The following is a 21,108-nucleotide window of genomic DNA, read 5'->3' on the forward strand; positions in this document are numbered from 1 at the left end:
CATTAATATTAGTAAAAATGTCAGAAAAATCTTGAAGGTATAATTGTAATATGTTACCATAATAATATAGTTATCAACAATACAAAACTAGAGGAGGCGAAATAGGATGAGTAACTATATAGAACCTATTGAGCAATTAGATGAAAAAACTAAAAATATTTCTAAAGCTATTATAAGCTTAAGGGAAGAACTAGAGGCTGTGGATTATTACAACCAAAGGGTTGCAACAACTAATGACCCAGAACTTAAAAGGATACTTGAACATAATCGTGACGAGGAAATAGAGCATGCTGCCATGGCAATTGAGTGGTTGAGAAGAAATATGCCAGTTTGGGACGAAGAGCTTAGAAGTTGTTTGTTTAAAGAGGGTCCCATTGTAGGTCAACATGGTCATGAAGAACCAGAAAGTACTGAAGAAGCAAAGGGTTTATTAGTAGGAGACTTAAAAAACAAATAAGGGAGGAACTATAAATGGATATGTTAAAAAGATCATTAGCACCTTTAACACAAGATGCTTGGGAAGAAATTGAACAAAGGGCTGCTCAGGTTCTAAAAACTCATTTATCCGCAAGGAAAGTAGTAAAGGTAGATGGACCTAAAGGTTGGGATTTCAGTGCAGTATCTTGGGGAAGAATGGATTTAATTGAATCAGAAAATGGTGAAGTAAATAGTGGCCTTTATAGTGTTCAACCTCTGATGGAAGCTAGAATATCTTTTGAACTTGATAGATGGGAATTAGATAACATAGTACGAGGCGCTAGGGACATAGACTTAGAATCTCTAGAAAAAGCTGCTGAAAAAATTGCTTCCTTTGAAGAAAATGCAGTCTATAACGGGTACGAAAAAGCAAACATTCAAGGTATGGTAGAGATGGCTGATCACACCATGGAATTTGGCAAGGAAGCAAATGAGATAATGGCTGCAATTTCTAAAGGAATACTTAAGTTAAGGGATGCCTACTCTGAAGGGCCATATACACTAATTGTTGGTGAAGAAGGCTGGAAGTACATCAACACAATAGTTAACGGTTATCCACTAAAGAAAATTATAGAGAATTTACTTGGTACTGAAATTGTATATTCAAAAAAACTAACTGGAGCATTATTGGTTCCATACAACCATGATGACCTTGAGTTAACCATAGGTCAAGACTTCAGCATCGGTTATGAAGGACATGACACAAAGAAAGTTAAATTATTTATAACTGAGTCATTTACTTTCAGAGCCCTAGACCCAAGTATAATAGTTAGCTTTACAATTTAATACTTTAAATTCACATAAATCAAAGCCGAGATTTCCTCTTGGCTTTGTTTTATATTATTCTATTAAAAAATCATATTGGGAATAAAGGAAGTAGAAAATTCTGTTTTGGAAGTAAAATGACATTTAATGGTGACGATGGTACAATTATTGGTATTAGAGGTAGAACTATAAAAGCTAAAAGAGGTGGGTTTATATGAAAAACATTAAAATTGGAAATGGGGAACTGAGTGCATCCCAGATATCCCTAGGTTGTATGAGAATTGCCAAGCTTAGCACTGCCCAAGCGAGCACCCTTATTAATACAGCCCTAGACCAAGGAATTAACATCTTCGATCACGCAGATATTTACGGGGGTGGAAAATCAGAAGAAATATTTGCAGAAGCTGTAGGTATGAACTCTAACGTAAGAGAAAAACTTATACTTCAGACAAAATGTGGAATTAGGCAAGGATTTTTTGACTTTTCAAAGGAACATATAATAAGTTCAGTGGATGCTAGCTTGAAAAGGCTTAACACCGAATACATAGATATACTGTTACTCCACCGCCCAGATACACTAATGGAGCCAGAAGAAGTTGCAGAAGTTTTTGATACCTTGCACAATAGGGGTAAAGTTAAATATTTCGGAGTTTCAAATCAAAACCCTATGCAAATAGAACTGCTAAATAAATATTTAAATCAAAAGATACTTATAAACCAGCTTCAACTTAGCATAACAAATACTGGGATGATTGACTCTGGCCTAAACGTAAACATGAAAATAGATCCATCCATAGATAGAGATGGAAGTATCTTAGAATACTGCCGCCTAAAAGACATAACAATACAAGCGTGGTCACCGTTCCAATACGGATTCTTTGAAGGAGCATTTCTAGATAACCCTAAATTTCCAGAGCTTAATGCAACAATAAATAAAATTGCAGAAACTAAAGGTGTAACAAACTCTGCTATTGCAGTGGCTTGGATTCTAAGGCACCCAGCCAAGATACAAACAATAGTAGGAACAACAAACAACCAAAGATTAAAAGATATATGTAAAGCTTCACAGGTTGAACTTTCAAGACAAGAGTGGTACGAAATTTACAGAGCAGCAGGAAACCAACTCCCATAATTATATAAAAAATCCTTCCAATTTCCCCTTTGGAAGGATTTTTTGTAGAAATTATTACAATTCAATTTCTTATGGTAGCCTCATGGGTGATGTAAAAAAATAAGAATTTTAATGAACCGCCGTACACAAACGGCAAGTATCGTAGTGTGAAAAGAGGTAAATAATCTAATTATTTGCCTCTTATTTAATTGGAGGACTTTTGTTATTTTTTAACTTGCTCTATAGTATTACCTGATGGGAGGTGATGCTATGCGGGAAAAAAATATAATATTAATATTAGAAATGTTAGCAAAAGATGAGCCTAAAACCTTAGTCAACTTTGATGAAGACATTTTAAGGGGAAAATACCATTTAGATGAGATTTTAAATAAAATAATGGATAATATTATTTTTGATGTAACTAACTAGAGGGATAAACCTTCTAGCTAGTTACAATGTCTGTTTTTAAGCTCTATAAACTCAATTAGGAACTTCAATTCTTCTTCTGAATAATCTTTGGTATAAGCAATGATCTTATCTAACAGAATATGATATTCTCCACTTTGAGCAGTATCATTTTCTATACCTATTAAATAATCCGAGGAAATTTTAAATGTCATACAAACTTTATATAATGTATCAATACTAATACCCCTTTGTCCCCTTTCAATAAGTCCCATGTATGAAGGAGATAATTCTAGAACTTCGGCTAACTGCTCCAGTGTTAAATTACGTAACATTCGTTCCTCTCTTATTTTCTTTCCGATAGATATATAGTCAATTGACATTTTTATCACCTCATAAATAACTTTATACATATATAATGAATATTTCTATGAACTAAAAGAATTTAAAAACAATTCCAAAAGAATTGACAGCATAATGAGAATAGATTACAATTAGATTTGTGGAAAAAATATGCTTTGGGTAGGCAGTAGAGTTGAAAAGGGGACGGGGTAGTATGGACTGTTTAAAAAAACAATTGGCTAGGGAGATAATCAAAGATTGCAAAAATACAAAAGAGGCACATAATATTATAAAAGAGATTTTTAGAGACTGCTTAGAAGAAATTTTACAAAATGAAATCGATGAATACATGAAAAAAATTGAAAATAAAATCAACTAATTAATCCTATAGACACAATGGAGGTAATTAAATGGACAACAATTATCATTCTATCCTTCATGTAAAAAATGAAGTTCTTCTCAATAGTTTTCCACTGGATGTTTTCGTGCATTCTGTAAATGTAGCCAATATTGCTTTATCCATTGGTAGCTTGCTGACGGACAATAAAGTAGAGCAAAGAAAAGTATATGACGCAGCATTATATCACGATATAGGCAAAAGTAAAATACCTCCATCTATATTACATAAAAATGGAAAATTACACCATAGGGAATGGGTTATAATGGCTAAACACTCGTTATATTCCCAAGAATTATATCTAAACATGGCCAGTAACGACACAGTAAACAAGGAGATTGGGAAAGTAATTCGCCATCACCATGAGAACTGGGATGGAAGTGGCTACCCTGATAATTTAGAAGGTAATAAAATTCCTCTTTATAGTAGAATTTTAAAAATAGCAGATGTGTTTGATGCTATTACACAACCTAGATGTTACAGACCATTTAGAATGAGGAATGCAATAGATGTCATGGAACTAATGAAGGGGAAAGAATTAGACCCTTTACTATTTGAAAAAAGTAAAGGATTGTTAAAAATTCTATTGGAAGAAACATACTCCAAAGATACTTGTAACTGGATGGAAGCGATTAATATCTAAGAAGGGGCTATGGCACAATGAGTATTCACTGATTGTGCCATAGCCCCTTTAAGCAATTTCAATAATCAATTATTTCTAAATTGATGTGGTGTGATGCCATTAAGTTTTTTGAATAGCATACTATAGTAATTTTGATTGTTATAGCCAACAGAGATGGCTATATCTATAATAGAACGGTCTGTGTCTAGTAATAAGACTTTGCTTTTTTTAATTCTAATTTCATTAACTACTTGAGTAAATGTTTTACCAGTATCTTTCTTAAACAAGAAGCAAAAGTAACATTTACTTATGCCAAGTTTGTTGGAAACCATATCAACTGTTAAGGAATCGTGATATTTCGAATCTATATAATCTAAGGCTCTCTTAACATAAAAACCGTGTGGGGCGTGTTTTTTACTTTTTATAAAGTCTGTACTTTCTGCCATGTTACGCAGTAATGTTATTAAATGCCCTATGCAATCAGAAGGCTTATAGGGGAAAACGGTACCTGGATTAGTAGCATAAGGACCTATAATATAAATGCCCCGATCAGTATTCCTAGGGCATATGTATACTACAACATAATTAACATCACTAAAAGATAGTACCAAAGAGCTGGTACTATCTTTTTTGTTTAGTTCTAAGTCTACTTTCTCTAAAACTTTTAATTGGCCTAAAAGAGAATCAACATCATTGCTGTATCCGCAAGAATTAAGTTCGTCACCATTTAAACCCACTGCTTTTATGGGAAGGTGGGTACATAGATTAAACTTCTCCATAATCTCTACAATATGTTTTCTGCCAGGGGATAGCCAGTTCTTTGCCATTAATAACCAACTCCTTTATATATAAATAACTCAAATATAGTTATAAAAATAGAAATATATTTAAGTTCTTCATCTTTCTATCTGATAATATAATGTAAGTGAAAATGATAATCATAATCAATTAAAATCATGTTATTAATTATAGTACCAATAATCGTAAGTGTCAATTTTTAATCTAATACTGGCCAAGGAGGAATTATGAAAAAAAAATACTTAATTGTAGCATTAGTCATACTCTCTTTTGCTTCATTATTTATAGGAGTAAAAAACATTAGCTTTTGGGATATCATTCGTTTGGAGAGTGAGCAAGTTCAAATAATCTTAGTAAGTAGACTACCCCGCCTTATTAGCATCATAGTTGCAGGTATCAACATGAGTATGAGTGGATTGATAATGCAACAGTTAACTAGAAACAAGTTTGTTTCCCCTACAACTGCTGCCACAGTGGATAGCGCTAGGCTAGGGATTTTGGTTTCTCTTTTACTTTTCTCTGCAGCGGGAACCTTCACAAAAATGTTGGTATCATTTGCATTTGCCCTAGCAGGAACCTTTTTGTTTCTTAAGATTATGAAAAAGATAAAGTTTAAAAATAAAATATTTATCCCGCTAGTAGGGATAATGCTAGGAAATATTATAGATTCCATCACTACTTTCTTTGCTTATAGATACGACTTAATTCAAAATATATCATCATGGCTACAAGGGGACTTTTCTATGGTTATACGGGGAAGATACGAACTATTGTACTTAAGCATCCCATTGGTTGTTATAGCATTCTTGTATGCAAATCAATTTACAGTTGCAGGTATGGGAGAAGATTTTTCTTCAAACCTTGGCCTTAACTACAATAAAGTGGTAAACATAGGGCTTGTTATAGTAGCATTATCTACATCCCTTGTAGTAATAACAGTGGGTCGAATGCCATTTTTAGGGCTGATTATCCCAAACATAGTTACAATCTACCAGGGTGATAATCTGAAAAAAAATCTTGTGCCAACAGCTTTACTTGGAGCAGTGTTCCTTCTTTTCTGTGATATTTTAGGAAGAATCATTATTTATCCTTATGAAATCTCAATAGGGCTATCAGTTGGAGTTATAGGTAGTTTCCTATTCTTGTACCTACTTCTTAGGGGGGATAAGTAATGTCAAATAAAAAGAAGTTATTACTACTAACATTAGCTCTTGTAGCCCTAACAGCACTGTACCTTACTATTGGATTAAATAGCTTTAACTGGGGTTATGCTCTTCCTAGGCGTATACCTAGGGCAGTGGCAATTTTATTGACGGGATCAGTTATTGCTTTCTCATCATTGATATTTCAAACAATAATTAATAATAGGATATTGACACCAAGTGTCCTTGGTTTAGATTCCCTCTATATGTTCGTTCAAACTGTAATTGTTTTTGTTTTAGGCTCTAGGACTTTTGAGGTTATCAGTGGAAAACAAAATTTCTTAATATCAATAGCTGTAATGATGTTTTTCTCTACACTACTTTATAAATTACTTTTTAGGAAAGAAAAGCAAAATATTTACTTTCTTCTACTAGTAGGGATGATTTTTAGTACGTTATTTCAGAGCATGTCTTCGTTTATGCAAATGCTGATTGACCCCAATGAATTTAGTATAGTTCAAAACAGAATGTTCGCCAGTTTCAATAATGTCAACACCGATTTATTAAATATATCAGCAATAATATTTATAGGGTTAGCTATTTACACTTATCCATACTTAAAGAAAATGGACGTACTCTCACTAGGAAGAGAACATGCCATTAACCTAGGTATTGATTATGACAAGTTCATAAAGAGAATGCTTGTGGTAATTGTAATAATGGTATCTGTTGCTACAGCATTGGTAGGACCTATAACATTCCTAGGTCTATTGGTAGTAAACCTTGCCAGGGAGTTAATGAGTACCTACAAACATAAATACCTCATTGTGGCATCTATGCTCATTAGTGGTATAGCCCTCATAGGTGGACAGTTGCTAGTTGAAAGGATTTTCAACTTCCACACTCCACTTAGTGTAATTATAAACCTAGTTGGAGGAATCTATTTCATATACCTACTGTTAAAGGAGAGAAAATCATGATAGAAGTTAAAAACTTAACTAAATTATATGGGGATATAAAAGTAGTAGATAATGTTTCTCTTAAAGTACCTAAAAATAAAATAACTTCCTTTATTGGGCCCAATGGAGCAGGTAAAAGTACACTGCTTTCCATGGTTAGCCGTCTACTAAAAAAAGACGAAGGTGAAGTATTTATTGAAGGAAAGGAGATAGGTCAGTGGGATACAAAAGAGTTATCTAAGAAAATTTCCATTTTGAAACAATCAAATCACCTTGATATACGATTGACCATAAGAGAACTTGTGAGCTTTGGTAGATTCCCATATTCCCAAGGTAATTTAACGAAAGAGGACGAAAAACAAATTGAACAGGCCATAGCATACATGAAGTTAGAAGATATCCAAGGTAAATTCATAGATCAGTTAAGTGGAGGGCAAAGGCAAAGGGCATATATAGCCATGGTTATAGCTCAGAACACTGAATATATCCTCCTTGATGAACCCCTCAACAACCTAGATATGAAGCATGCCGTTGAGATTATGAAGATCCTCAGGAGTTTAGTGGAAAACCTAGATAAGACTGTGATTATAGTTATCCATGATATAAATTTTGCATCATGCTACTCGGATTACATAGTAGCAATGAATGAAGGCAAACTTGTAGAGGAAGGTAGTACCGCAAGTATCATCGACGAAGGGGTACTAGGTGGAATCTATGACATGGACTTTAATATACAAAATATTAACAATCAAAGGATCTGTGTTTATTTCTAAGTATTAAAACAAAACAAACTAAAAAAATAGGATGGTGTAAATTATGTTTAAGAGAAAAGGTTTAATGTTATTGGCATTCTTAATGATTATTTCAATGATTGGTTTAACAGCTTGCTCAACAGAGGCAACAACTGAAGGCAATGTAGAAGATTTAGAAACAGTAACAATAACCCATGAACTTGGTGAAGCAACAGTGGTAAAAAACCCTCAAAGGGTAATAGTATTTGACTATGCAACTTTGGACTCTTTGAATCAAATGGATGTGGAGATAATTGGTCTTCCTAAATCAAATATCCCTGCTTACTTAGGTCAATACAATGACAATAAATATGAAGATGTAGGAACTTTGTTTGAACCAAACTATGAGAAGATTTATGAACTTAGACCAGACCTGATTTTAATAGCTGGTAGGCAAAGGGACGTGTATTCTGACCTAGCGGAAATTGCTCCAACTGTATTTCTACCTATAGATAACCAGGATTACTTAGGGTCTTTTACTAGCAATCTAAGGGTGCTAGGAGAAATTTTCGAAAAAGAGGATTTTGTGAATGCAGAGATAAACAAAATTGAGACACAGATTAGTGAAGTGAACTCTCAGGTCACAGAAGCCGGTAAAAACGCTCTAATAATTATGGCCAACGATGGGGCACTTAGTGTATATGGACCAAACTCTAGATTTAATGTTATCCATAAAGAGTTTGGTTACCCCGCAGCAGATGAGACTATAGAAGTATCTAATCACGGTCAAAGTATATCCTTTGAGTATATCTTAGAAGTAAATCCAGATATAATCTTTGTTATAGATAGAGCAGCAGTAACAGGTGGAACCAACGGAGCATCAAAAGTGTTAGATAACGACATTGTAAGAATGACAAATGCTTACAAAAACCATACAATAAACTACCTAAGTTCCCACATCTGGTACGTAGCCTCAGGAGGACTAGAAGGAACAAACATCATGATAGAAGAAATATCAGCAGCACTGAAGTAAAACAAACCCCATGCCCTAAGAAGGGGCATGGGGTTTAATTGTGTGCCTAAGAAGTCAGGGTAGATTTTAGGGGTTAGGAGTCAGAAGTTAGGTGTTGGGCGTTTAGGGGCTAAGCTCAGTTGAATTTGAACTTGGCCGATAATCTGTTTAGTCTATATTGGTGTAAAATTGGTGGTGGGTTTTGTTGGTGTAATTGGTGTCTAAACGTTTTAATTTTCGAGCATCATTGGAAAAAGATGCATTTTTCTAGAATTTATAGTAACATAGAAGGGAAGGAAGCTATATATAATAAAAGAATGAAAGTTACAAAGGAGAATTAACTATGATTAGATTAGGTGAAAAGCAAACACTTGTTGCCATAAGAAAATCTTCGGTAGGTATGTACTTAAGTTCAAGGGAAGATGATTTTGCAGAAGAAGTTCTACTACCCAATAGTCAAGTGCCAGCTGAACTAGAAGAAGGAAATGAAATAGAAGTATTTATTTACAGGGATTCTGAAGATAGAATCATTGCTACTCCCAAAAAACCAAGAATAACCCTAGATGAGGTGACTGCTCTAAAGGTAAAAGAAGTAACAAAAATTGGTGCATGGTTAGATTGGGGGCTGCCCAAGGACCTATTGCTACCTTACAAAGAACAAAAGGGAGATGTAGAGGCTGGTAAATACTATATGGTTGGCCTATACATAGATAACAGTGATAGACTGTGCGCCACCATGCGTCTCTACGATTTTTTAAGGACAGACTCCCCTTATCAAAAGGATGATAAAATTAAGGGTGTTATATATGACGTTAACAATGATCTAGGTGCCCTTGTGGCAGTGGACTATAAATTCAATGGTCTTATCCCTCGCAAAGAGTTATTTGAGGATTATAAGGTAGGGGATATAGTAGAAGCCAGAGTAACAAAGGTAAGGGAAGATGGAAAACTAGATCTTAGCCTTAGGGAGAAATCCTACATACAGATGGATATTGACGCTGAATTTATCCAAGAAAAACTAGATGAAAATGGAGGAATACTTCTTTTAAATGATAAAAGCTCCCCAGAACTTATAAAAGAGCAGCTAAACATGAGCAAAGGTGCATTTAAAAAAGCAGTGGGTAAACTGTTGAAGGAAAATAAAATAAAATTTATAGAAAATGGTATAGAGAAGATATAGAAAAGATATAGAAAAGATATAAAAGCACTGGACAGTTTTAAAAGTCCAGTGCTTTTCATAACCCTATAAGGATGGTTGAAGGGATATATATCACTTCAACCATCCTTATAGAAAAAACTAGTTAAGTGTTTTTACCCGTCAACTAATGACATAAGCTTTTTCAAAGCTAGATAAATGTCCAAAGCACTTTCTTCACTTAAATTACTTGAACAAATTAGTTTTTTAGGTATTTCCACAGCCTCTGCTTTTAATCTTTGACCTTTTTCAGTCAAAACCACATGGACATTTCTCTCATCAACAGAGCTTCGCACCCTATTTACATAATCCAGGGATTCTAACTTTTTAAGCAAAGGTGTCAATGTACCGGAATCTAAATATAACTTTTTGCCCAACTCTTTCACTGTAATATTGTCTTTTTCCCATAGGGCAAGTAATGTAATATAACCTGTGTAGGTAAGGCCAAAGGGCTCTAACAGTGGCTTATATTTCTTAATAATTTCCTTTGAACATACATATAAGGAAAAACAAAGTTGGTTATCTAATTTTAGAATATCATCTTCGTGATTATAGTTTGTTTCTAATGTATTTTCTTTATAAGTCATTGGATTCATCCTATTCATAATTTAGTTGCACACAATTTAATTGCAATTTAATTCTAATAAAACTAACATAATAAGTCAAGTTGAGTAGCTATTCCATTTCGCCCAAAGGAGCCTTTTACATTTACAAAACATTTACAATTACCTTATGATTTGTTGATTATTTATGTTTAATATTATATATGAATCATAAATATCCTAGCTTTGTTTGGAGGTAATTATATGGAGGTATCAGATTTTAAAAATACAGTCTTGCAAAACTTTAGGAAATTATCAGAGCAAATGACTAAGATACTTAACAACCTAGGTGAAAAGTATGGCATTACCATGCTCCAGTTACTTATTCTTTTTGAGTTATTCCATCATGGGAAACATACTATCGGGAGCCTAGCCAATAGTATCTGTGTTGCAGAAGCTAACCTATCTTTGATATGCAAAAAGCTTGAACAAAAAGGATTCATTAGGAGGATAAGAAATATTGATGATGCAAGGGTTGTGGAAGTAATACTTACACCCTCAGGGAAAAAATTAGTTTGCGAAATAGATCAAGAGTTAGACCTTATGTTTGGGGAAAGGCTTAGGTTCTTGGAGGAAAACTCTCAAGTCTTAATCACTCTTGGGATGGGGAAACTTCAAGACCTCCTCGAAGAAGTAACAGAGGAAAATAATAGAACGTCACAACAAGGGAAGAGGAGATATTAAATGAAATTACCAAAAGGACCGAAGAAACCTAGAAAGCCACTTATATATTACTATGCATTGACATTTGCTGTTGTAATGATCTTAAATGCATTTGTTTTTCCACTTTTTATAAATGATCAAGTAACAAAAGTAGACTATAATACTTTTTTAAATAGGGTTGAAGCAGGAGAAGTTAAAGATGTAGAAATACAAGATAGACAGATTGCCTATACTGCCCTAGAAGACGGTAAGGAAAAAGTTTATATAACCGGTAGAGTTGATGACCCTGATTTAGTAAATAGATTGCATAGTAAAGGAGTAGAATTTTCCCGGATTATTCCAAGGGAAATATCTCCTTTTATGAACTTGATTCTAACTTGGATTTTCCCTATCATGATTTTTATAGTATTAGGTCAGTTTATTATGAAAAGGATGGGTGGCAATGCCATGTCCTTTGGAAAAAGCAACGCTAAGGTTTATGTTGAAGCTCAAACTGGAAAGACCTTCGCAGATGTGGCAGGTCAAGATGAAGCTAAAGAGGCGTTGACAGAGATTGTGGATTTTTTAAATGATCCAAATAAATATAGGGACATAGGGGCAGTTTTGCCTAAAGGAGCACTACTGGTGGGACCACCTGGTACAGGAAAAACCCTTCTCGCTAAGGCCGTAGCTGGAGAATCTAAGGTTCCGTTTTTCTCCATTTCAGGTTCTGAGTTTGTGGAGATGTTTGTGGGTATGGGAGCAGCAAGGGTAAGGGATCTATTTAAGCAAGCTCAGGAAAAAGCTCCTTGTATTGTTTTCATAGATGAAATAGATACCATAGGTAAGAAACGTGATACTGGTGGTATAGGAGGTAATGATGAGAGGGAGCAGACCTTAAATCAGCTATTAACAGAACTAGATGGTTTCAGTGGTGAGAAGGGTGTTGTTATACTAGCTGCAACAAATAGGCCTGAAACCTTAGATAAAGCACTTCTACGTCCAGGAAGATTTGATAGAAGAGTACCTGTGGAACTTCCGGATTTAGCTGGCCGTGAATCTATATTAAAAGTACACTCCAAAAAGGTTAAGGTAAGTGATGGTATTGACTACAATGCCATTGCAAGGGCTACCCCTGGAGCCTCTGGAGCCGACCTTGCCAATATGATTAATGAGGGAGCACTAAGGGCTGTGAAATTTGGACGTAAACAAGTTGTCCAAAGTGACCTAGAAGAAGCAGTGGAAGTAGTTTTAGCTGGATATCAAAGGAAGAACTCTGTTCTGTCAGCTAAAGAAAAAGAAATTATAGCTTATCATGAAATCGGTCATGCCATAGTTGCTGCGAAACAAACAGACTCTGCTCCAGTTCATAAGATTACTATAATCCCACGAACTTCAGGGGCACTGGGATATACAATGCAGTTGGCAGAAAGTGAAAACGTACTATTATCAAAAGAAGAGGCATTTAATAAAATCGTAACCTATACAGGTGGTCGGGCAGCTGAAGAGATAGTTTTTAACAGCATAACTTCTGGTGCATCCAACGATATAGAACAATCTACTAAACTGGCTCGTGCCATGGTTACCCGCTTAGGTATGAGTAAAAACTTCGACATGATGGCATTAGAAACAGTAACAAACCAGTATCTTGGTGGAGATACATCTTTAGCTTGTTCACCAGAAACGGCAGCAAAAATAGATCACGAAGTACTGGAAATAATTAAAAATGCCCATGAAAAAGCCATAAACATCTTAAAAGAAAACATGGAGAAACTCCACGAATTATCAGCTTATCTAATAGAAAAAGAAACAATAACTGGTGAAGAATTCATGAAAATATTAGAAGCCAATTAAGGACAATAAAAGAACCCAAGGGATTGGGTTCTTTAGACTGATGACAAAGTCATTTTTTAGGAATGTCGCATATTAAACGCTAAACAAAATTCTCCGTCGGGACTTAAGGCTTCTATCTAAACTCCAGAAGGGTACCGCTCCAATTCACCGTCCATGGTTAAGTGGAGCTCTCGAAACGTCAGACTGTGTGAGAATTAGAGAATAATATATGTCTAAATGGCTCTAAAGTACTGTAAATACAGTACTTTTCCCTTTTTCTGTAGTATAATTAAGTTATAGAATATCGGAGAGGGGATTTTAAATTGTCATTTATAAAAGGTACAGATAGAAAGCAAAAAACAATGTTTCCTGACTGCATAGAAGATTACATAGGTGAGGATAATCCCGTTAGAGTAATTGATGAATACGTAGAACTGGTCAATATGAGTGCATTCACTAAATCAAAGGAACACCGCAGAGGTGCACCAGGATATCATCCCTCTGTTTTATTGAAGTTATATCTATATGGGTATGTAAATGGCATAAGATCATCTAGAAAGCTAGAAACAGAATCTCACAGGAATATAGAAGTGGTTTGGCTATTACAAAAACTAAAACCTGATTTTAAAACAATAGCTGATTTCAGGAAAGAAAATAAAACTCAGCTAAAACAAGTTTTCAAGGATTTTACTAAGTTGTGTAAGGATCTCAAACTATTAGGCGAGGAATTCATAGCAATAGATGGGACTAAAATTCAAGCTAATAATTCAAAGAAGAATAATTTCTCAAAGAAAAAAATACAAAGACACAAACAATATATCGAAGATAAGGTTAATTCCTATCTAGATTTGTTAGAAAGCAGTGACAAAGACGATTCACCTAAACTTAAGTATACACCTGAAGAAATTCAGCAAAAAATTGAAAAACTCAAGGAGCGTAAAATTAAATTTGAAGAGTTGGAAAAAAAACTACAGGATAGCGAAAGTAATGAAATATCTACAGTTGACGAAGATGCTAGGCTTATGGACAACAAAAACAATGGTGTTACTGTAGCATATAACATACAAACAGCTGTAGACTCTAAGCATAGTATTATAGTGGCATATGATGTTACAAACAATCCCGCAGATCAAGGTAATCTAAATTCACTTGCAGAAAAGGCTAAAGATATATTTGGAAAAAGGAAACTTGAAGTAGCAGCAGATAAAGGCTATTACCAAGCAGACGACCTTATGAAATGTGAGAGAAACGAAACAACAGTCTATTTGCCAAAACAGTCGTATTCTAACGCCACAGGAGACAAAGATTTCTACGGAGATAAATTTACTTATGTGCCTGAAAAAGACTTATATATTTGTCCTTTGGGCCATGAATTACGCAGAATAAACCACAAATCAAAAGAACCAAAAAGAATAAAATATAGAAACTACGATGCCTGTAAAAACTGTGAATCAAAAAGCAAATGCACCACTGCAGCCAAAGGCAGGATAATAAATCGGTCACCTAACCAAGATTTTTTGGATACTATAGATGCTAGAACAGAAGCAAATATGGACAAATACCTACAAAGGCAGATGATTGTTGAGCATCCTTATGGAACCATCAAAAGGACAATGAATGCTGGGTATTTTTTAACAAGAGGGATGGATTCTGTAACTACAGAGACAGCCCTAGTTTTGCTAGCCTATAATTTTAAAAGAGTAATAAATATTATAGGAGTGAAAGAACTACTAAGGATATTAGTAGCTCTTAGACCCACTTTATCATTGTATTTTTATATGTTTAAGTCATATTGCACCAAAAGACAGGAAATTTACGGCTAATCTTTGAGTTTTTAGAGATTAGCCACACAGTCTGACGTCCTGTTCCTCGCCCCTTCTTCCGTTTAGCTATTCAGCTCTTAAGTCTATCTCCTCGAATTAATTGTATAGCTTTTTAATATGCACATCTTAGGTCAATGACTTTGTCTAAGGTTTGTCTACAAGCTGAAGAACCCAAGGGATTGGGTTCTTTTATATTTTTCAATATTTGAATATCATAACTTTGTAGACCTTAACTTCTTTGTGAGCTCCATAAACTCCCTATCCAGTTCATTTTTTTTATCACTGGCCAATGTTGGATCAGACAATTGTCCAATTACCTGTGCGATTTTGTTTTCCAATAAAATTTTATCCTCGTAGGAGTCATTAACAAAAGTTCTTTGATTAGATTTAATAAATTCTTCATAACACCCTTCATAGGTGTTAATTTTTTTGTCCCCAATGTGTAAAACTCTACTGGCAACAGAGCTTAAAAACCTGCGGTCATGGGACACAGCCAGTATAGTGCCTTGGTAGTCTTCTAGGGCATTCTCTATTGCTTCAATTGTAGCCATATCCAAAAAGTTAGTTGGTTCATCTAAAATCAAAATATTAATGTCCTGGAGAAAAATTTTAGCAAAAGTAACCTTTACTCTCTCTCCACCACTTAATACTTCAACCTTCTTATAAACCTCATCTCTAGTAAACAATAGTCTAGAAAGTACTGTCCTTGTAAATGACTCTCCGTGTGGTGAGGACTCCATTACGTTTTCTAAGATAGTTTTACTTTCATCTAGGATATCAAGGCTCTGACTAAAATACCCTATCTTTAACTTAGAAGATGATTTAATACAATCCTCACCCTGCACAATCATCTTCACGAGAGTAGATTTGCCACAACCATTATCACCCACAAGGACTGTTTTGGATTTATTAGGTATATTAAATTCTGCATTATTAAATATAACATTGCTACCAAAAGCTTTATTGATGTTATTACCCTGTATTAGAATCTTGCTATGAATTTCATCCTTTTTGTTTATGTCCACTAATGTTTTCTTTAGTTCACGGGGTTTTTCCTTAACCTCTAGCTGATCAAGTCTTGTTTTAATAGATTTTACTGCATTATCTAAGTTTTTCTTAGATTTTTGGTTGCCCATCTTGTGAAGCCTTGCTTCGGAGTTGCCCATTCTTTTGGGAGTTTTCCTCATGGTACTAGATTTTTCTGCTTTTTCTTGCATGGCCTTAGTCAATCTTTCTTTTTCTCTAACATATGATTCATACTCAAAGGCAGCATAATCTTCTTCTAATTGCTTTTGATATTTGTAGTTTGAATAGTTTCCGTTGTAAAGCTTTACATTACCATTTTTGACCTCTAGAACCTTATTACAAATTTTATCCAGTAGCTCCCTATCATGGGAAACCAAAAGTAAAGTTCCTGTTAACTTAGTGAGCTCATCCTCTAAAAGCTGGATTCCCTTGATATCTAAGTTAGTTGTAGGCTCATCCATGAGTACTAGGGATGCATTTTTACCAAGACCCGTGGCAAGCTTTAATCTGGTCTTTTCTCCACCACTCATTGTCTCACAGTATTCTCTCTTGTTAGTAAAACGTGATAGCATATGCTCACAACTGTCGTCATGTACTGAGTCTAATTGTGTTATATATGATAACTTTCCATGAGTATTAAATGTTCCTTCATCTGCTAATTCTCTGCCACTAATTATGTTTAAAAGTGTGGTTTTGCCAGATCCATTTATACCAACAATACCTACTTTGTCTCCTTCATAAAGTTCTAAGTTATCTATATCTAAAATTAATCTATCCCCATAAAACTTCTTAATTTTATTTAAACTTAAGGTTTGCATAAAAAAATCCCTCCTATATTTATGGAGAGAATAGTCTTTTGCTTTGTTAGGTATTAATACTAGAGAAAATATAATACAAAAAAGTAATTCAGTGAGCAAGAGGTATTACTCCTTTTCAACTTTTAACTTTCTACTTTCTACTAGTAACATATAAGCAATTATAACTATCTCATTCCACAATTAGTAAATAGCAAATAAACCTTTAAATAAAGGTTTGCTAATTCTCTGTAATTGATTAGTAAATGAGATAATTACTTCATTGACAATACCATACCCTTTCATGATTATCAGAACATTTTTATTATACTATTTTGGGATTATTTAATCAATAAGTTATTTTAGTGCTTTAACTAGAATGAAGACAACTATATTTTTATAATCTAGGATTTCATTTGGTATTTGATTTCTTTAAAGTAAATACATACATATTTTTTATACTATAACTTAGGGGGGCGAGCACTCAACCAATAAACTAAACCGATGGGACCACCGAATAAAACTATTGCAGCTATTTTCCAGCCTGTTTTTCCTCTGCTTATAGCATCTTTATAGGCCCAAAAGACTAGTGACAAATGTAAGAGATAAATAGCAAAACTAAATAAAGAATATATACCCCTATTTTCATAAAAAAAATTTATCATTTTTTTTCTCCTCTCTTTTAAAATTGCCTCTAACCTAAATTTAGAATAAATCTAGCTACTACGATTTATTTCTGAGTAGCTCGTTAAATTCCCTAAAGAGATAATTGAGAGTATAATTACAACATAGAGCTGTAAGACATACCCTTTCGTGATTATCAGAACATTTTTATTATACTATTTTTAGATGATTTAATAAATAAGTTATTTTAGTGCTTTAACTAAAATGAAGACAACTATATTTTTATAATCGAGTGTTTTTATTGCAGGAATATTACGGTATTATGTCGAAAGATTTATAATATAACTAATAATGGAGTTTTATAACTCAAGGCAAAAGGAAAATCAAAATATAAGGGGGAGTTTAAGTTGGATAAGAAAGTACTTGAAAGAAAAGACGTAGATCAATCACTTACATGGGACCTTACAGCAATTTATAAGACAGAAGAGGAATACGAGGCTGCAGTGAAAAAAGCCCAAGAATTAGTGGGAGAAATTGAAGCTACCTTCAAAGGCAAACTAAACTCTGCAGAGACCATTAACAACTGCCTAGACAAGCTAAAAAAAGCCATGGAGACCATGAATCTCGCAGGAACATTTGCAAATCTATCAGTTTCAGTAGATCAAGCTAACGGGGAAAATCAAGGAAGATACATGAAGTTCATGAATGTCATGTCGAGCCTAAGCAGTAAACTAAGCTTTGTAAGAAGTGAGATAATAGAAGCTGATGAAAGTATCATAGAAGAGGCCATATCTAGCTCTTCAGAAAACGCAAACTACCTAGAAGACATCAAGCAGGAAAAACAATACGCCCTTCATCCAGAAGTGGAAAGAGTGTTGTCTGCTTTATCTGGCACTTTAAATGCACCATACGGAATCTACAATAAAGCAAAACTTGCTGATATGGATTTCGGAACCTTTACAGTTGACGGAAAAGAATATCCACTAAGCTTTGTGCTTTTTGAAAATGAGTGGGAATATGAAAATGATACAAAAGTACGTCATGCTGCCTTTGAAGCATTTTCTAAGAAAATCAAAGAGTACCAGCACACCATAGCAGCAGCATATCAGACACAAATACAAAAAGAAAAATCACTTGCTGATCTTAGGGGCTTTGAGTCTGTATTTGACAGCCTACTATTTCCACAAAGGGTTAGTAGAGAGCTATACAACAGACAAATAGATGTGATTATGGAAAAACTAGCTCCTCATATGAGGAAATACGCTAAATTACTTCAAAAGGTACACAAGTTAGATAAGATGACATGGACAGATCTAAAGCTAGCTGTGGACCCAGCATTTGAACCAAAGGTATCTGTGGAAGAGTCTAAGCAATACATGTATGATGCTTTAGGTATCATGGGTGAAGACTATCTTGAGATGGTAAAAAGAAGCTATGATGAACGCTGGGTGGACTTTGTTCAAAACAAAGGAAAGTCAACGGGAGCTTTTTGCGCAAGTCCCTATGGAAGCCATCCTTTTATATTAATTTCTTGGTCTAACAGAATGGCAGAGGTTTTTGTTCTGGCTCACGAACTAGGTCACGCTGGACATTTCTACTTAGCTAATAGCCATCAAAATATCTTTAACACTAGACCTTCTATGTACTTTATAGAAGCACCGTCCACAATTAACGAAATGTTACTGGCAAATCACTTAATCAACACAAATGATGACCCGAGATTTAAAAGATGGGTTCTTTCCTCAATGGTAAGTAGAACATACTATCACAACTTTGTAACACACCTTTTAGAAGCTGCATACCAAAGGGAAGTTTACAAAATCATCGATGCTGGTGGAAGTGTTCAAGCTCCAAAGTTAAGCCAGCTTAAAAAGCAGGTCCTAGAACAGTTCTGGGGAGATACAGTGGAAATTAACGAAGGTGCAGAACTTACTTGGATGAGACAACCTCATTACTACATGGGACTATACCCATACACCTACAGTGCAGGACTAACAATAGGCACACAAGTAAGTAAGAGAATACTAGCAGAAGGGCAACCTGCTGTTGAGGACTGGAGAGAGGTATTAAAATCTGGTGGAACTAAATCCCCAGTGGAACTTGCTAAAATGGCAGGAGTAGATGTGACAACTGAAAAACCACTTCTTGACACAATTGAATACATCGGAGAAATGATCGAAGAAATAATCAAAATAACCGAGGACCTAGGAGAGATATAGGGGACAGGGTCAATGACTTTGTCGTAGGTCTGACTACAAGTTGAAATATATGTGGCAATATGCCACATATATTTTTATAAATACAGTGCTAACAAGGAGGAGTAAGATGAATATAAAAGTACTAGCTAAAAAACCAAGTGGAAATTACTCAGAAGCAATTATTATTCCTTTTTATGAAGGAATAAAAGCTGATGAGATTAATTTTCCTGTTAAAGAGGTAGAACAAGCAATAAGATACTTCGTTGAAGAAAATGAATTCAGTGGAAAGTTTAAAGAAGTGCAAGCTGTAAAGCTACCAAGAACAGAAAGCCCCAAAAAGGTAGTTCTAGTTGGCCTTGGTAAAGAAGAAGATTCAGATCTCGAAAAGCTTAGAAGGGTTTTCTCTAAGGCAGTAAAAGAAACCGCTGCTATGAAGCCCCTGGCAGTGGATGTAATACTGCCAACCAGTTTAGTAGAGGTAGCTGATGCCGTTAGAGCAATTACTGAGGGTCTATTACTAGGTAGCTATAAATTCCATAAGTACATTAAGGATAAAAAGGTAAACACCATTGAGGTAATCCATTTTATTACTGAAAATGTCGAATTAGTTGAAAGTGCAATGGAGGAAGGGGAAATTCTTGCTCAGTCTACAATACTAGCAAGGGATTTAGTGAACGAACCAGCCAATGTCCTAACTCCCCATAAAATGGCTGAAATAGCTGCAAAGACAGGAAGGGACAATGGCTTTGAGGTAGAAGTATTCGAAGAAAATAAAATAGAAGAACTAGGTATGGTTGCATTCTTAACTGTGGGAAGGGCATCAGAAAACAGGCCAAGACTTATTGTTATGAGGTATAAAGGAGATACAGAAAACCCCAATGAGATAATTGGTCTCGTGGGTAAGGGGCTTACTTATGACAGTGGGGGACTTTCCATAAAGCCTAAAGAGGGTATGCTTAATATGAAGTGTGACATGGGTGGAGCAGCCTCTGTCATAGGTGCCATGAAAGCTATTGCCTTATTGAAACCTAGGCTTAATGTCACGGCCATCGTAGCAGCTTGTGAAAACGCCATCGATGCCACTGCATATAGGGGTGGGGATATCATAAATACAATGGCAGGAAAAACAGTGTTTATAGGAAGTACCGATGCTGAGGGTAGATTAACACTGGCAGATGCCATCCATTTTGCCATAATGAATGAAAAAGTAACCAGAGTTGTGGATGTGGCCACATTAACCGGTGGAGCTGTGGTTGCCCTAGGTGCTCACGCAACCTTAGTAGTTTCCAATGACGATGAATTCTACAGTAAACTTGAAGCTTCGACAATTATTTCCGGGGAAAAGATTTGGAGAATGCCAACATTCGACGATTATAGGGAACAACTGAAATCTAAAGTTGCAGATTTAACAAATTCTGCGGGGAACCCACAAGCCATCACAGCGGCTATGTTTGTTGAAGAGTTTGTGCAAAAGAAACCATGGATTCATATGGATATAGCTGGAACTGCTTTTACAGGTAGCGACAGAGACTATATAGCAACAGGTGGAACTGGTGTGGGTGTAAGGACCCTTTACCAATTAGTTAAAAATCTAAGTGAATAATTAAGGA

The 21,108-nt window shown here is 35.0% G+C and carries 21 protein-coding genes; 16 read left to right on the plus strand and 5 right to left on the minus strand.

What is annotated here, in order from left to right:
* Positions 1 to 106 precede the first annotated feature (106 nt).
* The 4 genes from HYG86_RS12050 to HYG86_RS12065 all read left to right on the plus strand — a co-directional run bounded on the left by HYG86_RS12050 (position 107) and on the right by HYG86_RS12065 (position 2,782).
* On the plus strand, positions 107 to 457 hold the full coding sequence (locus HYG86_RS12050) for an encapsulin-associated ferritin-like protein (RefSeq protein ID WP_213165809.1): 351 nt from the start codon (positions 107 to 109) through the stop codon (positions 455 to 457).
* 14 nt (positions 458 to 471) lie between these two features.
* A complete protein-coding gene (locus tag HYG86_RS12055) occupies positions 472 to 1,263 on the plus strand; it encodes a family 1 encapsulin nanocompartment shell protein (protein WP_213165810.1) in 792 nt (263 codons plus the stop codon).
* A 193-nt stretch (positions 1,264 to 1,456) separates the two neighbouring features.
* Positions 1,457 to 2,374, plus strand: a complete 918-nt coding sequence (locus HYG86_RS12060; RefSeq protein WP_213165811.1) for an aldo/keto reductase — start codon at positions 1,457 to 1,459, stop codon at positions 2,372 to 2,374.
* Between the two features lie 249 nt (positions 2,375 to 2,623).
* Entirely contained in the window at positions 2,624 to 2,782 is a 159-nt protein-coding gene (locus tag HYG86_RS12065) for a hypothetical protein (RefSeq protein ID WP_213165812.1), read from the plus strand.
* Positions 2,783 to 2,799: 17 nt separating this feature from the next.
* On the opposite strand, the gene HYG86_RS12070 is transcribed toward HYG86_RS12065, so the two are convergent.
* Positions 2,800 to 3,141 (minus strand): helix-turn-helix domain-containing protein, encoded by a 342-nt coding sequence (locus HYG86_RS12070; protein ID WP_213165813.1) that lies wholly within the window; start codon positions 3,139 to 3,141, stop codon positions 2,800 to 2,802.
* A 173-nt stretch (positions 3,142 to 3,314) separates the two neighbouring features.
* Here HYG86_RS12070 and HYG86_RS12075 point away from each other — a divergent pair, with 173 nt between their 5' ends.
* Positions 3,315 to 3,479, plus strand: coding sequence for a hypothetical protein (locus tag HYG86_RS12075; protein WP_213165814.1), 165 nt, complete (start codon positions 3,315 to 3,317; stop codon positions 3,477 to 3,479).
* 31 nt (positions 3,480 to 3,510) lie between these two features.
* The gene (locus HYG86_RS12080; protein ID WP_213165815.1) at positions 3,511 to 4,140 is read left to right on the plus strand and encodes an HD-GYP domain-containing protein; all 630 of its coding nucleotides are present in this window, start codon (positions 3,511 to 3,513) and stop codon (positions 4,138 to 4,140) included.
* A gap of 65 nt (positions 4,141 to 4,205) precedes the next feature.
* Here HYG86_RS12080 and HYG86_RS12085 read toward each other — a convergent pair whose 3' ends face one another.
* Positions 4,206 to 4,946, minus strand: coding sequence for a helix-turn-helix transcriptional regulator (locus HYG86_RS12085; protein WP_213165816.1), 741 nt, complete (start codon positions 4,944 to 4,946; stop codon positions 4,206 to 4,208).
* 198 nt (positions 4,947 to 5,144) lie between these two features.
* Between HYG86_RS12085 and HYG86_RS12090 the strand changes: the two genes are divergently transcribed.
* From HYG86_RS12090 to HYG86_RS12110, 5 genes are all read left to right on the plus strand, one after another.
* Positions 5,145 to 6,089, plus strand: coding sequence for an ABC transporter permease (locus tag HYG86_RS12090; RefSeq protein ID WP_213165817.1), 945 nt, complete (start codon positions 5,145 to 5,147; stop codon positions 6,087 to 6,089).
* Entirely contained in the window at positions 6,089 to 7,039 is a 951-nt protein-coding gene (locus tag HYG86_RS12095) for an iron chelate uptake ABC transporter family permease subunit (RefSeq protein ID WP_213165818.1), read from the plus strand. The genes HYG86_RS12090 and HYG86_RS12095 overlap by 1 nt, the downstream gene beginning before the upstream one ends.
* Positions 7,036 to 7,791, plus strand: a complete 756-nt coding sequence (locus HYG86_RS12100) for an iron ABC transporter ATP-binding protein (RefSeq protein ID WP_213165819.1) — start codon at positions 7,036 to 7,038, stop codon at positions 7,789 to 7,791. The genes HYG86_RS12095 and HYG86_RS12100 overlap by 4 nt, the downstream gene beginning before the upstream one ends.
* A 43-nt stretch (positions 7,792 to 7,834) precedes the next feature.
* Positions 7,835 to 8,782: a siderophore ABC transporter substrate-binding protein gene (locus HYG86_RS12105; protein ID WP_213165820.1), complete on the plus strand. Its 948-nt coding sequence runs from the start codon at positions 7,835 to 7,837 to the stop codon at positions 8,780 to 8,782.
* A gap of 322 nt (positions 8,783 to 9,104) precedes the next feature.
* Complete coding sequence (locus tag HYG86_RS12110; protein ID WP_213165821.1) at positions 9,105 to 9,941, plus strand: CvfB family protein; 837 nt, start codon at positions 9,105 to 9,107, stop codon at positions 9,939 to 9,941.
* Between the two features lie 131 nt (positions 9,942 to 10,072).
* Here the strand turns inward: HYG86_RS12110 and HYG86_RS12115 are convergent, their stop codons facing one another.
* Positions 10,073 to 10,543, minus strand: coding sequence for a MarR family winged helix-turn-helix transcriptional regulator (locus tag HYG86_RS12115; protein ID WP_213165822.1), 471 nt, complete (start codon positions 10,541 to 10,543; stop codon positions 10,073 to 10,075).
* A gap of 219 nt (positions 10,544 to 10,762) precedes the next feature.
* Between HYG86_RS12115 and HYG86_RS12120 the strand changes: the two genes are divergently transcribed.
* The 3 genes from HYG86_RS12120 (at position 10,763) to HYG86_RS12130 (ending at position 14,856) form a co-directional block, all read left to right on the plus strand.
* Positions 10,763 to 11,242: a MarR family winged helix-turn-helix transcriptional regulator gene (locus HYG86_RS12120; protein ID WP_213165823.1), complete on the plus strand. Its 480-nt coding sequence runs from the start codon at positions 10,763 to 10,765 to the stop codon at positions 11,240 to 11,242.
* On the plus strand, positions 11,243 to 13,054 hold the full coding sequence (gene ftsH, locus HYG86_RS12125) for an ATP-dependent zinc metalloprotease FtsH (protein ID WP_213165824.1): 1,812 nt from the start codon (positions 11,243 to 11,245) through the stop codon (positions 13,052 to 13,054). It begins immediately after the preceding gene.
* A gap of 302 nt (positions 13,055 to 13,356) precedes the next feature.
* Positions 13,357 to 14,856 carry an IS1182 family transposase gene (locus tag HYG86_RS12130; protein ID WP_213165825.1) on the plus strand — a complete coding sequence of 500 codons (1,500 nt, stop codon included), beginning with the start codon at positions 13,357 to 13,359 and terminating at the stop codon, positions 14,854 to 14,856.
* 212 nt (positions 14,857 to 15,068) lie between these two features.
* On the opposite strand, the gene abc-f is transcribed toward HYG86_RS12130, so the two are convergent.
* On the minus strand, positions 15,069 to 16,700 hold the full coding sequence (abc-f, locus tag HYG86_RS12135) for a ribosomal protection-like ABC-F family protein (protein ID WP_213165826.1): 1,632 nt from the start codon (positions 16,698 to 16,700) through the stop codon (positions 15,069 to 15,071).
* Positions 16,701 to 17,137: 437 nt separating this feature from the next.
* A complete protein-coding gene (locus HYG86_RS12140) occupies positions 17,138 to 17,341 on the minus strand; it encodes a hypothetical protein (RefSeq protein WP_213165827.1) in 204 nt (67 codons plus the stop codon).
* A gap of 366 nt (positions 17,342 to 17,707) precedes the next feature.
* On the opposite strand from HYG86_RS12140, the gene pepF reads away from it, so the two are divergent.
* Both pepF and HYG86_RS12150 read left to right on the plus strand, forming a co-directional pair.
* A complete protein-coding gene (pepF, locus tag HYG86_RS12145) occupies positions 17,708 to 19,519 on the plus strand; it encodes an oligoendopeptidase F (RefSeq protein ID WP_213165828.1) in 1,812 nt (603 codons plus the stop codon).
* A 106-nt stretch (positions 19,520 to 19,625) separates the two neighbouring features.
* Positions 19,626 to 21,101, plus strand: a complete 1,476-nt coding sequence (locus HYG86_RS12150) for a leucyl aminopeptidase (RefSeq protein ID WP_213165829.1) — start codon at positions 19,626 to 19,628, stop codon at positions 21,099 to 21,101.
* Positions 21,102 to 21,108 lie beyond the last annotated feature (7 nt).

Origin of the sequence: Alkalicella caledoniensis, assembly GCF_014467015.1 — a bacterium.
Lineage (GTDB): Bacteria > Bacillota > Proteinivoracia > Proteinivoracales > Proteinivoracaceae > Alkalicella > Alkalicella caledoniensis.

Coding starts and splice junctions, on each gene's coding strand:
- HYG86_RS12050 (WP_213165809.1), top strand. CDS start 107: ATGAGTAACTATATAGAACCTATTGAGCAATTAGATGAAAAAACTAAA.
- HYG86_RS12055 (WP_213165810.1), top strand. CDS start 472: ATGGATATGTTAAAAAGATCATTAGCACCTTTAACACAAGATGCTTGG.
- HYG86_RS12060 (WP_213165811.1), top strand. CDS start 1,457: ATGAAAAACATTAAAATTGGAAATGGGGAACTGAGTGCATCCCAGATA.
- HYG86_RS12065 (WP_213165812.1), top strand. CDS start 2,624: ATGCGGGAAAAAAATATAATATTAATATTAGAAATGTTAGCAAAAGAT.
- HYG86_RS12070 (WP_213165813.1), bottom strand. CDS start 3,141: ATGTCAATTGACTATATATCTATCGGAAAGAAAATAAGAGAGGAACGA.
- HYG86_RS12075 (WP_213165814.1), top strand. CDS start 3,315: ATGGACTGTTTAAAAAAACAATTGGCTAGGGAGATAATCAAAGATTGC.
- HYG86_RS12080 (WP_213165815.1), top strand. CDS start 3,511: ATGGACAACAATTATCATTCTATCCTTCATGTAAAAAATGAAGTTCTT.
- HYG86_RS12085 (WP_213165816.1), bottom strand. CDS start 4,946: ATGGCAAAGAACTGGCTATCCCCTGGCAGAAAACATATTGTAGAGATT.
- HYG86_RS12090 (WP_213165817.1), top strand. CDS start 5,145: ATGAAAAAAAAATACTTAATTGTAGCATTAGTCATACTCTCTTTTGCT.
- HYG86_RS12095 (WP_213165818.1), top strand. CDS start 6,089: ATGTCAAATAAAAAGAAGTTATTACTACTAACATTAGCTCTTGTAGCC.
- HYG86_RS12100 (WP_213165819.1), top strand. CDS start 7,036: ATGATAGAAGTTAAAAACTTAACTAAATTATATGGGGATATAAAAGTA.
- HYG86_RS12105 (WP_213165820.1), top strand. CDS start 7,835: ATGTTTAAGAGAAAAGGTTTAATGTTATTGGCATTCTTAATGATTATT.
- HYG86_RS12110 (WP_213165821.1), top strand. CDS start 9,105: ATGATTAGATTAGGTGAAAAGCAAACACTTGTTGCCATAAGAAAATCT.
- HYG86_RS12115 (WP_213165822.1), bottom strand. CDS start 10,543: ATGACTTATAAAGAAAATACATTAGAAACAAACTATAATCACGAAGAT.
- HYG86_RS12120 (WP_213165823.1), top strand. CDS start 10,763: ATGGAGGTATCAGATTTTAAAAATACAGTCTTGCAAAACTTTAGGAAA.
- ftsH (WP_213165824.1), top strand. CDS start 11,243: ATGAAATTACCAAAAGGACCGAAGAAACCTAGAAAGCCACTTATATAT.
- abc-f (WP_213165826.1), bottom strand. CDS start 16,700: ATGCAAACCTTAAGTTTAAATAAAATTAAGAAGTTTTATGGGGATAGA.
- HYG86_RS12140 (WP_213165827.1), bottom strand. CDS start 17,341: ATGATAAATTTTTTTTATGAAAATAGGGGTATATATTCTTTATTTAGT.
- HYG86_RS12150 (WP_213165829.1), top strand. CDS start 19,626: ATGAATATAAAAGTACTAGCTAAAAAACCAAGTGGAAATTACTCAGAA.